The organism is Verrucosispora sp. NA02020 (genome assembly GCF_013364215.1).
Taxonomy (GTDB): Bacteria; Actinomycetota; Actinomycetes; order Mycobacteriales; family Micromonosporaceae; genus Micromonospora.
In genome coordinates this window covers 3,577,762-3,590,073 of sequence record NZ_CP054923.1, presented here as the reverse complement: position 1 = coordinate 3,590,073, position 12,312 = coordinate 3,577,762, and the positions used below count along the sequence as shown (strand labels likewise).

General features: G+C 70.0%; 8 protein-coding genes. 1 reads left to right on the top strand and 7 read right to left on the bottom strand.

The genetic code is table 11. The features are described from left to right. Window positions 1-19 precede the first annotated feature (19 nt). The 4 genes from HUT12_RS15560 to araB all read right to left on the bottom strand — a co-directional run bounded on the left by HUT12_RS15560 (window position 20) and on the right by araB (window position 5,252). A complete protein-coding gene (locus HUT12_RS15560) occupies window positions 20-1,561 on the bottom strand; it encodes a sugar ABC transporter ATP-binding protein (protein WP_131052429.1) in 1,542 nt (513 codons plus the stop codon). Window positions 1,562-1,748: 187 nt separating this feature from the next. Beyond that, window positions 1,749-2,753 carry an ABC transporter substrate-binding protein gene (locus HUT12_RS15555; RefSeq protein ID WP_236145655.1) on the bottom strand — a complete coding sequence of 335 codons (1,005 nt, stop codon included), beginning with the start codon at window positions 2,751-2,753 and terminating at the stop codon, window positions 1,749-1,751. Between the two features lie 127 nt (window positions 2,754-2,880). Then, window positions 2,881-3,573, bottom strand: coding sequence for an L-ribulose-5-phosphate 4-epimerase (locus tag HUT12_RS15550; RefSeq protein WP_131052430.1), 693 nt, complete (start codon window positions 3,571-3,573; stop codon window positions 2,881-2,883). Further along, the gene (gene araB, locus HUT12_RS15545) at window positions 3,570-5,252 is read right to left on the bottom strand and encodes a ribulokinase (protein WP_131052431.1); all 1,683 of its coding nucleotides are present in this window, start codon (window positions 5,250-5,252) and stop codon (window positions 3,570-3,572) included. The genes HUT12_RS15550 and araB overlap by 4 nt, the downstream gene beginning before the upstream one ends. A gap of 999 nt (window positions 5,253-6,251) precedes the next feature. Between araB and HUT12_RS15540 the strand changes: the two genes are divergently transcribed. Next, window positions 6,252-7,895, top strand: a complete 1,644-nt coding sequence (locus tag HUT12_RS15540; protein WP_131052432.1) for a ricin-type beta-trefoil lectin domain protein — start codon at window positions 6,252-6,254, stop codon at window positions 7,893-7,895. Between the two features lie 171 nt (window positions 7,896-8,066). On the opposite strand, the gene HUT12_RS15535 is transcribed toward HUT12_RS15540, so the two are convergent. From HUT12_RS15535 to mmsA, 3 genes are all read right to left on the bottom strand, one after another. Further along, window positions 8,067-9,341, bottom strand: a complete 1,275-nt coding sequence (locus HUT12_RS15535) for an ROK family transcriptional regulator (protein WP_176093832.1) — start codon at window positions 9,339-9,341, stop codon at window positions 8,067-8,069. A 99-nt stretch (window positions 9,342-9,440) separates the two neighbouring features. After that, window positions 9,441-10,691 (bottom strand): multiple monosaccharide ABC transporter permease, encoded by a 1,251-nt coding sequence (gene mmsB, locus HUT12_RS15530; protein WP_131052434.1) that lies wholly within the window; start codon window positions 10,689-10,691, stop codon window positions 9,441-9,443. Continuing rightward, window positions 10,688-12,226 carry a multiple monosaccharide ABC transporter ATP-binding protein gene (gene mmsA / locus HUT12_RS15525; RefSeq protein ID WP_131052435.1) on the bottom strand — a complete coding sequence of 513 codons (1,539 nt, stop codon included), beginning with the start codon at window positions 12,224-12,226 and terminating at the stop codon, window positions 10,688-10,690. Before mmsA ends, mmsB begins: the two co-directional genes overlap by 4 nt. Window positions 12,227-12,312: the final 86 nt, after the last annotated feature.

Here is a 12,312-nt window from a genome sequence, read left to right as displayed (position 1 = left end):
ATTCGCTCGCTCCGCTCGCTCATGACTCAACCCCTTCCCGCTGGGATCCGCTGGCGATGGTCTGCATGACCCGGTCGGCGTCCACGGTGTCGTCGTTGGTCAGGTGCGCGACCATCTCCCGGTCCCGCATGACGGCGATCTTGTGGCTGAGCCGGAGCACCTCCTCCAACTCGGCGGAGATGAACAACACCGCCATCCCGCCGTCGGAGAGCTGGACGACCAACTTCTGGATCTCCGCCTTGGCGCCGATGTCGATGCCACGGGTCGGCTCGTCCAGGATGAGCAGTCGGGGCTCGGTGATCAGCCACCGGGCCAGCAGCACCTTCTGCTGGTTGCCGCCGGAGAGGTTGCGGACCGGCGTCTCGGGGTTGGGCGGGCGGATGCTCAACGCCTTGATGTACTTGGCGACCAGCTCGTCCTGGCGACGCCGTGGGATGGGTCGCAGCCAGCCACGGGCCGCCTGCATGGCCAGGATCATGTTCTCCCGGACCGACAGGTCCCCGATGATCCCCTCGGCCCGGCGGTTCTCCGAGCAGAAGCCGATGCCGTGGTCGATGGCCTGCACCGGGTTGCGCAGACCGGTAGCGTTGCCGCTGACCGCCACCTGGCCCCGGTCGGCGCGGTCCGCGCCGAACAGCAGACGGGCCACCTCGGTACGGCCGGAGCCGAGCAGGCCGGCCAGGCCGACCACCTCCCCGGCGTGGATGGTCAGGCTGAACGGGGCGACCGCGCCCTTGCGCCCGAGGTCGGACACCTCGACGAAGGGCGTGCCGTCCTCCAGGACCGCCAACTCCCGCCGGGGCTGCTCCTCGATGCGTTCGAGGACGTCGAGCTCCTTGCCGATCATCTTCTCCACCAGCGCGAGCTGCGGCAGCTCGGCGGTCGGGTACTCCCCCACCAGCGTGCCGTTGCGCAGCACGGTGATGCGGTCGGCGATGCCGTACACCTGGTCGAGGAAGTGCGTGACGAAGAGGATGGCGATGCCCTCGTCGCGTAGCTGCCGCATGATCCGGAACAGCTGCGCCACCTCACCGGCGTCCAGGCTGGAGGTCGGCTCGTCGAGGATGAGCACCCGGGCCTGTACGTCGATCGCCCGGGCGATCGCCACCATCTGCTGCACGGCCAGCGAGAAACTCGCCACCGGCGCGCTGACGTCGATGTCGAGATCCAGGCGGGTCAGCAGAGCCCGGGCCCGTCGCCGGACCTCACCCCAGTGCACGGCGCCGAAGCGACGCGGCTCCCGGCCGATGAAGATGTTCTCCGCCACCGAGAGGTTGGGGCAGAGGTTGACCTCCTGGTAGACGGTGCTGACTCCGGCCGAGGCGGCCTGCATCGGTCCGCTGAAGGCGACCTGCTCGCCGTCCAGGGTGATGGTGCCCTCGTCGATGCCGTAGACGCCGGTCAACACTTTGATCAGGGTCGACTTGCCGGCGCCGTTCTCGCCCATCAGGGCGTGCACCTCACCGGGGTAGAGCCGGAAGTCGACGTTGTGGAGTGCACGCACCCCGGGAAAGGACTTGCTGATCCCGGTCATCGTCAGGACCGGACGGCTATCCGTCATCCCATCAGATCCTCTTCTGGGTTCTCGCTGTACGGAAGGGCCACGGAGCCCCCGTGGCGTCCGCCCGGTCAGCCGTGGGGCCGACCGGGCGGACGTGGCACGGGGGTCTCGGGCCAGGCGCCCAGTCCGTCGGGAAATGGGCGACGCGGCGGGGCCGCCACGTCAGCGCGGCGACCCCGGGCGTCGATCAGTACTTGCGGTTGGGCAGGGCCTCCTTGGCCTGCTCCTGGGTGAAGGTGGTCTCCTCGGTCTCGATCCGCGGCTGCACCTCCTCACCCGCCTTGACCTTCTTGGCCAGGTCCATCAGCTGTGGGCCGAGCAGCGGGCTGCACTCCGCGATGAAGTTGAACTTGCCGTCGGCCAGGGCCTGCATGCCGTCCTTGACCGCGTCGATGGTGATGATGGTGATGTCCTGGCCGGGCACCTTGCCGGCCGAGGTGATCGCCTCGAGGGCGCCCAGACCCATGTCGTCGTTGTGCGCGAAGAGCACGTCGATCTTCGGGTGGGCCTTCAGGAACTGCTCCATGACCTGCTTGCCGCCGGCCCGGGTGAAGTCACCCGACTGGGAGGCGATGACCTTGAGCTTCGGGTCGGCCGCGATCGCCTCGGCGAAGCCCTTCTTGCGGTCGTTGGCCGGGGCCGAACCGGTGGTGCCCTGGAGCTCGACGATGTTCACGTCGCCGCTGGCGGCCTTCTTCTCCTCGACCAGCCACTCACCGGAGAGGCGGCCCTCCTTGACGAAGTCCGAGCCGAGGAACGTCTTGTACAGCGACTTGTCCGCCGAGTCCACCGCGCGGTCGGTCAGGATGACCGGGATGCCGGCGTCCTTGGCCTCCTTGAGCACGGTGTCCCAGCCGGACTCCACCACCGGCGAGAAGGCGATCACGTCGACCTTCTGCTGGATGTAGTTGCGGATCGCCTTGATCTGGTTTTCCTGCTTCTGCTGGGCGTCGTCGAACTTCAGCTCGATGCCCGCCTCCGCCGCCGCCTCCTTGATGGAGTTGGTGTTGGCGGTCCGCCAGCCGCTCTCCGCGCCGACCTGGCTGAAGCCCAGGACGAGCTTGCCGTCGTCGCCACCGGCGTCGCTACCGGTGTCGCTGTTACCGCAGGCCGCCACGCTGCCGGCGAGCAGCACGGCGGCGGCGACCGCGATGGCGCGACGACGCGCCATCGGCATTCGCATGTTCCTCATCGGATCTCCTCGAGTGGGTGCGGTTGTCCACGCCCCCCGCCGTGCTGCACGGGTGGCCTGAGTCGGTGGTGCGGATCCTGTGCGGGTGGTGCGAATCAGGTCGCGGGTCGCCGGGACCCGCGACCGGTCAGGAGCTCGCCGGAGGCGAGGGGCGTTGTCCGTAGACGTTCTGGTAGCGGTCGTAGAGCGCGTCGATGTCGGCCTGCGCCATCGGCACCGGTTGCCCGAGCGCACGCGCCAGGTGCGCGGTCCGGGCGACGTCCTCGCACATCACCGCGGCCTTGACCGCGGCCCGGGCGTTGCGCCCGATGGTGAAGACGCCGTGGTTCTGCATCAGCACCGCGGGCGACCGGTGCCCGGTGAGGGTGCTGACGATGCCCTTGCCGATGTCGTCGCCGCCGATCAGCGCGAACGGGCCCACCGGGATCTCCCCGCCGAACTCGTCGGCCTGCGCGGTCAGGTGGCAGGGGATCGACTCGCCGCGCGCCGCCCAGGCGGTGGCGTACGTGCTGTGGGTGTGCACGACGCCGCCCACCTCGGGCATGGCCCGGTAGACGTACGCGTGCGCCGCGGTGTCGCTGGACGGCGACAACTCCCCCTCGACCGGTACGCCGTCGAGGTCGCAGAGCACCATGTTCTCGGCCGAGAGGTCGTCGTAGTCGACGCCGCTGGGCTTGATGACCATCAGATCGTGGCCCGGCACCCGCGCGGAGACGTTGCCGGCCGTCCAGGCGACCAGCCCGTAGCGGGTCAGCTCGCCGTGCAGCCGGGCGACGCCGGCACGCAACTCGGTCACCAGTGCGGTCAGGTCGTCGCTCATGCCGGCACCTCCACGGTCTCCTGCGGCGACCCGGTCGACTCGACCGCCGCGTTGCGGATCGCCCGCAGGCGCAGCATCACGTCGTTGGCGCCACGACCGAAGTGGTCGTGCAGGGCGCGGTACTCGGCGTAGAGGGCGTCGTAGGCGCGTACCCGCTCCGGGTCCGGCTGGTAGACGGCCTCGTGCACGCGGCCCATGGTCTGCGCCGCCTCCCGGACCGAGGGGTACGCACCGGCGGCGACGGCGGCGTGGATCGCCGAACCGAGCGCCGGGCCCTGGGCCGAGCCGATGATGCCCAGCGGCCGGTTGGTGACGTCCGCGTAGATCTGCATGAGCAGCTTGTTCGAGGTGAGCCCCCCGGCGATCACCAGGTCGTCGACGGGCACGCCGGCGTCCACGAACGCCTCGACGATCATCCTGGTGCCGTACGCGGTCGCTTCGAGTAGCGCACGGTAGACGTCCTCCGGGCGGGTGGCCAGGGTCAGACCGACGATCATGCCGCTCAGGTCGTGGTTGACCAGCAGCGACCGGTTGCCGTTCCACCAGTCCAGCGCCACCAGGCCGTGGGCGCCGACCGGCTGCGCGGCGGCCAGCTCGGTGAGCCGCTCGTGCGAGTCGAGCCCGGCCGGGGCGGCGTGCGTGACGAACCATCCGAAGATGTCGCCGACCCCGCTCTGCCCCGCCTCGTAGCCCCACGCGCCGTCGCTGATGCCGCCGTCGACGACACCGCACATGCCGGCCACCTCGGCCGGGACGGTGCCGTTGACCACGTGGCAGGTGGAGGTGCCCATGATGGCCACCAACCGGCCCGGCTCGATCGCCTGGGCGGAGGCCGCGGTCACGTGCGCGTCGACGTTGCCGACGGCGACCGCCACGCCCTCCGGCAGCCCGGTCCAGGTCGCGGCGGTGGCGGTGAGCCCGCCCGCCTTCGCGCCCAGGGGCAGGAGCGGACCGTCCAGCTTGGCCGTGAAGTCGCCGAAGTCGGGGTTGAGCGCGGTCAGGTAGTCCGCCGACGGGTAGTTGCCGTCCTGGAGGATGCCCTTGTAACCGGCGGTGCAGACGTTGCGGGTCTCGACGCCGCAGAGTTGCCACACGATCCAGTCGGCCGCCTCGACGAAGCGCTCGGCCCGGCGGTAGACCTCCGGGTCCTCCTCCAGGATCTGCAGGCCCTTGGCGAACTGCCACTCGGCCGAGATCTTGCCGCCGTAGCGGCCGATCCAGGGCTCCCCCCGCTCGTGGGCCAGCGCGTTGATCCGGTCCGCGTGCGGCTGGGCGGCGTGGTGCTTCCAGAGCTTGACCCAGGCGTGTGGGCGCTGGCGCAGCTCCGGCACCTCGCACAGCGGGGTGCCGTCGGCGAGCGTCGGCAGGACCGTGCAGGCGGTGAAGTCGATGCCGATGCCGATGACGTCGGCCGGGTCGATCCCGGCGGCGGACACCGCCGCCGGAACGGCGTGGCGCAGCACGTCGCGGTAGTCCTCGGGGTCCTGCAACGCCCAGTCGGGCGGCAGCGGGGTGCCGCCGTCCGGTAGGGCGGTGCTGATGACCGCTCTGCGGTACTCGTGCACCGCAGTCCCCAACTCGGCACCGTCGCGGACCCGGACCACCAGGGCCCGTCCCGACAGGGTGCCGTAGTCGACGCCGACGACGTACCGGTCGCCTGCTTCGTCCACTCCGCTCATCTTCACCTCCGGCCGATGACGGACCTCAGTGTTAACGCTCACATCCTGCGCCGTCAAGACACCTGCCGGCAACAGCTCCGTAACGGAGTACACCGAGGAATAGACCGTCGTCAACAGGTTACCGAAGGGTGGCGCGCGGCGACGCCCCCACCCCAGGTCATGCCGCATCCGGCTCATCGGCGCACCGGCCACCGTGGGGCCGGGCACGAACCCCGCCGACGCGAGCCGGGCGCCAGGGGCGCACCGGAGGGTGGGACGACGACCGCACCCGGCCCTCTTCGGCCTGCTGGGACGGCGTGCCGGACCGGTCGGACCGGAGCGGACGCGGGCGCGCGACGACCGCCGCACGATCACCGCGCGGGGCGCCCCGCGCCGGAGCGCCGCACCCGGACCCGCACGGTCTCGGCACCCGGGTACGAGCTGCGCACATCCGTACGGACACCGGGCACCGTGGACGGCACACGGGAACCGACCTCCGCCACCGTCCGACCGTCGGCGCGGCACCGATCGGCCCCGGCGACCGGTCCGTTCAGCCGACCCTCAAATGAGCGTTAACATTGGCGATTCATCAGACGATCAAGGCAGATCGCGTCCGGCGTCCTTCCACCGCACGCACGCCGCCTTGCCGCAAGGGTCCGTCTCCGCATTGACGTGCACGATCACCGCGTCGACGACCGATGAGAGCGAGGGCAGACCTGCCGCACACACCTCGACCACCCGTCCCGAGTGATTTACAGAATTGAATGTCAGCGATAACATTCGCGACATCCATGCTGAGCGTGGCCGGCCGAGGACTCCGTGCGGCCACGGCCGACGGCGAGGGCCGACCGCCGCCGGTCACCGGCGCACCCTCGCCCGGCCGGTGCTCTGCCACCACCGGTGCGCCCACCCGGCGACGCACCACGCACGTCGTACCACCCCCACCACCACACGGGCACCTCGTCGTCGGTCATCGACGGACGACACCTGTTGGCTCCCGTGACCTTGAAGGAGGTCCGCATGCGCGCACGACCACGATGGTTGGCCGTCCTGAGCGTCCTGATGCTGGCGTTCACGGCCGTCGTCGTCGACGGGCTCCACTCGCCGAGACCCGCACAGGCACTCAACAACGGGGTGGCCCGTACGCCACCGATGGGCTGGAACACCTGGAACACCTTCGGGTGCAACATCAACGAGGCCCTGATCCATCAGATGGCTGACTCGATCGTCTCCACCGGGATGCGGGACCTCGGCTACAAGTACGTCGTCGTCGACGACTGCTGGTTCGACCCGAACCGCGACGCCCAGGGCAACCTGCAGGCCCACGCCGGCCGGTTCCCCAGCGGCATGAAGGCGCTCGGCGACTACCTGCACGCCCGGGGTCTGCTCTTCGGCATCTACCAGGTGCCCCGGGAGAAGACCTGCGCCCAGTACTTCGGCGCCTGGCCGGGCTCCACCGGCAGCCTCGGACACGAATACCAGGACGCCCGCCAGTTCGCCGCCTGGGGCGTGGACTTCCTCAAGTACGACTGGTGCTCGCCCTGGGGCACCATCAACGACCAGGTGGCCGGCTTCTCCCTGATGCGTGACGCGCTGGCCGCCACCGGCCGACCGATCGTCTACAGCATCAACCCGAACAGCATCCACGAGAAGACCGGTCCGCAGCGCAACTGGGGCGACATCGCCAACATGTGGCGGACCACCGAGGACATCACCAACTCGTGGAACACCGGGCAGACCAACGGCTACCCGATGGGCGTGCAGAACATCATCAACGTCACCGTTCCCCTCGCCCCGTGGGCCGCACCGGGCGCCTTCAACGACCAGGACATGATGGTGGTCGGCAACGGGGGCATGAACGACACCGAGATGCGCAGCCACTTCGCGCTCTGGTCGATCATGGCCTCGCCGTTGATCGCCGGCAACGACATCCGCAACGCCAACGCGGCGACCCTGGCCATCCTGCGCAACCCGCAGCTCATCGCGATCAACCAGGACCCGCTCGCCCTCCAGGCCGTGCAGGTGTCCCACGACGGCACCCGCCGGGTGCTGGCCAAGCGGTTGGCCAACGGCGACGTCGCGGTGGCCCTGCTCAACCAGGGCTCGTCCACCACCACCGTGTCCACCACGGCGGCGGCCATCGGCAAGTCCGGCAGCTCGTTCACGCTCCGCGACGCCTGGACCAACGGCACCTCGACCAGCACCGGCGCGATCTCCGCCAGCGTGCCGGCACACGGCACGGCGGTCTTCCGGGTCAGCGGCGGCGGCACGACCAACCCGCCGACCACCTTCCGGTTGCGCAGCGAGTCCTCCGGCCGGTGCCTCGACGTCAACAACGGCGGCACCGCCAACGGCACCGCCACGCTGATCTGGGACTGCCACAGCAACAGCAACCAGAGCTTCACCCAGAACGGCCAGAGCCTCCAGGTGCTCGGCAAGTGCCTGGACGTCTCCACCACCGCCACCGCCGGCAGCCCGGTGCAGATCTGGGACTGCAACGGGGGCACCAACCAGCAGTGGACCTTCAACGGCAACGGCACGGTCAGCAACGTCCGGTTCCCGAACCTCTGCCTGGACGTGAACAACAACGGGACCGCGAACGGCACCACGGTCCTGGTCTGGAACTGCCACACCGCCGCCAACCAACGGTGGAGCCGGGCCTGACCCGGACGGCGCGGACCCGTCGCCCGGCGTGACCGGGTGACCGGCCGGGCGGGTGCCCCGACACCCGCCCGGTCCGCCGTGCCCGGACGTCGACACCCCGGCGGGTACGCCCCCGACGCGGCCAACGTCCGGGGGTGCGCGCGAGACGGGCGTCGACCGGTACGCCGGCACTCAGCCGCAGCGGGCGGGCGGCTCGCGGCGGGCCGTCGTGGGTGTGGCACACCGGCCGGTGATGGTGTCCTGCGGCACCGGCGCGCAGATGCCCAACGGGTCGTCGAGCAGCGGGGCGAACCCGAGTTCGGCCGCGCCGACCAATGTCGCGTCGTCACCGAGCGCGGCGGTACGCAGGCGCACGCTCTCCCGGGCCACCGGCAGCACGTTGCGGGCTATCCGGCTGCGCACCTGGGCCGCCGCACCCGGGTACACGTCGCACAGCATCCCGCCGAAGACGACCATGCCGGGGTTGAACAGGTTGATCAGGTTGGCCACGCCGATGCCGAGCCAGTCCCCGATCCGTCGGAACGCCTCGCGGGCGACCGGATCGCCGCGATCGGCGTCGTCGGCGACCGACCGGATGGCCGCCCGGCCGACCATCTCGGCGGGGCGGCCCGCGACGTCGAGCAGGGCCCGCTCACCCACCTCCGCCTCCAGGCAGCCGGACGAGCCGCAGCCGCACGGCCGTCCGTCGTACGGGTTCACCACCATGTGCCCCAGCTCGCAGCCGTAACCGCCGTCGCCGCCGAGCAGCCGTCCGCCGACGATGATGCCGCCGCCGACGCCGACGTCTCCGTGCAGGTAGATGAGGTTGTCGAAGCCGACACCCGCGCCGCGCCGCTGCTCGGCCTGGGCGCCGAGATGGGCCTCGTTGCCGACCGCGACCGGCAGGCCGAGCCCGAGGCGGCGGCCGAGTTCCGCGCCGAAGTCCTGGTCCACCCAGCCCAGGTCCGGTCCGAAGCGGACCATCCCGTCACCGGGCCGGATCATCCCGCAGTACGAGGCGCCGATGCCCACGCATCGCGCCTGCGGCGGCGCGGCACGGTGCAGTTGGCGACCGAACCGGGCCAGGACGGCCACCACGCGGTGCAGGTCCGGCCCGGCGCGCGGGCGTACCGCTTCGCGTCGGTCCAGGATCGCCCCGCCCAGCCCCACGCGGGCCGCGACCAGCCGGTCCACCGCCACGTCGAAGGCGAGCACATAGAACCGGTCGGCCGAGGGCCGGACCATCAGCGAGGGGCGACCGGCGCGGCCGGTATCGGTCGGCAGTTCCTCGTGGACCAGGCCCGCCCGGCTCAACTCGGTGGTCAGCGCCATGATGGTGCTGCGGTTGAGGCCCATCCGCTCGGCCAGCCCGGCGCGGGACGTCGGGCCACCGAGGTGCACGTGCCGCAGCAGCGTGCCGGCGTTGCGCCGACGGATCTCCTCCTGGACCAACCCGACCTCCGGCATCAGCGACGGGACGTACGGCCGACGGGAGGGAGTGTGTCCACTCAGTGGGACGACGTCAAGCGCGGGTCGACCGTGGACCGGTCGACCCGCGCCCGTCGATCAGCGACTCGCGCCGGCACGCCGCTTGTTGTAGACGTCGAAGGCGACGGCGACGAGCAGCACCAGTCCCTTCACCACCGACTGCATCGACTGGTCCACGCCCATCAGCTGCATGCCGTTGCTCATCACCGCCATGATCAGACCACCGACCATCGCGCCGACGACCGTGCCGACCCCACCGGTGACGGCCGCGCCGCCGATGAAGGCCGCCGCGATCGCGTCGAGTTCGAACATGTTGCCTGCGGCGGGCTGCGCGCCGTTGGAGCGTGAGGAGAAGATGATGCCGGCCACGGCCGACAGGAAGCCCATGTTGACGAAGATCCAGAAGTTGACGGACTTCACCTTGACGCCCGACAGCATCGCCGCGGGAAGGTTGCCGCCGATGGCGTACACCTGGCGACCGAAGACGGTCCGCCGGGTGAGCATGCCGTAGACCAGCACCAGGGCGGCGAGGATGATCAGCACGATGGGCAGACCCCGGGCGTTCGCGAGCTGCCAGGCGAAGTACATGACCACCGCGCCGACAAGCACCATCCGGGCGACGAACAGCGCGAAGGACTCGACCGGCTGCTGGTAGCGGATGCGCGCCACCCGGGTGCGGAAGCAGCTCACCACGTAACCGGCCACCGCGATGGCGCCGATGAGGAGTGTGAAGGCGTCGTACCCGTCGCCGCCGATGAGTCCGTTGAGGAAGCCCGCGGCGATCCTGTTGTACTCGGCCGGGAACGGCGACAGCGAGATGTTGTCCAGCACCCGCAGGGTGAGACCACGGAACAGCAGCATGCCGGCCAGGGTCACGATGAAGGCGGGAATGCCGACGTACGCGACCCAGAAGCCGTGCCACGCGCCGACCGCCAACCCGACCAGCAGCGCGGCCACCACGCCCATCCACCAGGGTTGGCCCTGCCGGATCACCACCACGGCGGAGACCGCGCCGGTCAACGCGACCACCGAGCCGACCGACAGGTCGATGTGCCCGCCGATGATCACGATGACCATGCCGATCGCGAGCACCAGGATGTACGAGTACTGGAGGACGATGTTGGTGATGTTGCCCGGGCTCAGCGACAGTCCGTCGGTGAGGAACGCGAAGAGCGCGACGATGACGACGAGGGCGACGAAGATGCCGCTCTGCCGCAGGTTGTTCATGATGAACGTACGGGGGTCGCTGCTGCCGACGTGCAGCGCGGCGGCGGGAGCACTCTCGGTCGACGGGCCCTTCGACACCGAGGAGGGCTTGGTGCTGGTCATCCGACGGTTTCCTTGTCCTTCGCCATGAGTTCCATGAGCTTCTCCTGGGTGGCCTCGCCGACCGGCACCATGCCGGTGATCCGCCCCGCCGACATCGTGTAGATGCGGTCGCACATGCCGAGCAGCTCGGGCAGCTCCGAGCTGATGATGATCACCGCCTTACCGGCGGCGACCAACTGGTTGACGATCGTGTAGATCTCGAACTTCGCGCCGACGTCGATGCCCCGGGTCGGCTCGTCCAGGATCAGCACGTCCGGGTCGGTGAAGAGCCACTTCGACAGCACGACCTTCTGCTGGTTGCCGCCGGAGAGCTTGCCCACGACCGACATCACGCTCGGCGCCTTGATGTGCATGTCGCGCCGGCTGGTCTCGGCGACCTTGGTCTCCTCGTTGTCGTGCACCCATCCGAGGTGGGCGAGCTTGCGCAGGCCCGCCGCGGAGACGTTGTGGCGGATGTCGTCGATGAGGTTGAGGCCGTACCGCTTGCGGTCCTCGGTGGCGTACGCGATGCCGTTGCGGATCGCCTCCGCGACGGACCGTGCCCGGATCTCGCGGCCGTGCATGACCAGCCGCCCGGAGATGTCCCGACCGTACGACCGTCCGAAGACGCTCATGGCCAACTCGGTCCGCCCGGCCCCCATCAGCCCGGCGATGCCGACCACCTCACCGGCGCGGACGTTCAGGCCGGCGTTCTGGACGACCAGCCGGTCCTGGGTCGGATGCCGCACCGACCAGTCCTCGATCCGCAGCACCTCCGCGCCCGGTGACGAGACCCGGTCGGGATAGAAGCTGTCCAGGTCGCGGCCGACCATGCCACGGATGATCCGTTCCTGGGTGACCTCGCCGGAGGCCATCTCCAGGCGTTCCACCGTGCGGCCGTCGCGCAGGACCGTGGTCGAGTCGGCGATGGCGGTGATCTCGTTGAGCTTGTGCGAGATCATGATGCAGGTGATGCCCTGGTCGCGCAGCCGGCGCATCAGGTCGAGCAGATGCGCCGAGTCGACGTCGTTGAGCGCGGCGGTCGGCTCGTCCAGGATCAGCAGCCGGACCTTCTTCGAGATCGCCTTGGCGATCTCGACCAGTTGCTGCTTGCCGACGCCGAGCTGCACCACCGGGGTCACCGGGTTCTCCGGCAGCCCGACCGAGGCGAGCAGTTCTGCGGCCTCGGCGTTGGTGCGGTTCCAGTCGATCAGGCCGCTGCGGCCACGGCGCTCGTTGCCGAGGAAGATGTTCTCGGCGATCGAGAGGTACGGCACCAGCGCGAGTTCCTGGTGGATGATGACGATGCCCCGGTCCTCGCTGTCCCGGATGCCACGGAAGTGCACCGGGGCGCCGTCGAAGAGGATCTCACCGTCGTAGCTGCCGGACGGGTAGACGCCCGACAGCACCTTCATCAGGGTGGACTTGCCGGCGCCGTTCTCGCCGCAGATGGCGTGGATCTCCCCCCGGCGTACGGCGAGGGAGACGTCCTGGAGCGCCGCCACCCCGGGGAAGGTCTTGGTGATGTGACGCATCTCGAGGATGTTGTCGTCCATCTGCACCGTCCTGGCGATCTGTGTCGTGAGGTCTGTCGTGGGTGGTCGATGCGGGTGGGGCTCGGCGGCGGACACCGCCGCCGAGC

Excerpts from the sequence above, each read along its gene's own strand:
- mmsB (WP_131052434.1), bottom strand. The coding sequence starts at position 10,691 with ATGACCAGCACCAAGCCCTCCTCGGTGTCGAAGGGCCCGTCGACCGAG.
- araB (WP_131052431.1), bottom strand. The coding sequence starts at position 5,252 with ATGAGCGGAGTGGACGAAGCAGGCGACCGGTACGTCGTCGGCGTCGAC.
- HUT12_RS15555 (WP_236145655.1), bottom strand. The coding sequence starts at position 2,753 with ATGAGGAACATGCGAATGCCGATGGCGCGTCGTCGCGCCATCGCGGTC.
- HUT12_RS15535 (WP_176093832.1), bottom strand. The coding sequence starts at position 9,341 with ATGCCGGAGGTCGGGTTGGTCCAGGAGGAGATCCGTCGGCGCAACGCC.
- HUT12_RS15540 (WP_131052432.1), top strand. The coding sequence starts at position 6,252 with ATGCGCGCACGACCACGATGGTTGGCCGTCCTGAGCGTCCTGATGCTG.
- HUT12_RS15560 (WP_131052429.1), bottom strand. The coding sequence starts at position 1,561 with ATGACGGATAGCCGTCCGGTCCTGACGATGACCGGGATCAGCAAGTCC.
- HUT12_RS15550 (WP_131052430.1), bottom strand. The coding sequence starts at position 3,573 with ATGAGCGACGACCTGACCGCACTGGTGACCGAGTTGCGTGCCGGCGTC.
- mmsA (WP_131052435.1), bottom strand. The coding sequence starts at position 12,226 with ATGGACGACAACATCCTCGAGATGCGTCACATCACCAAGACCTTCCCC.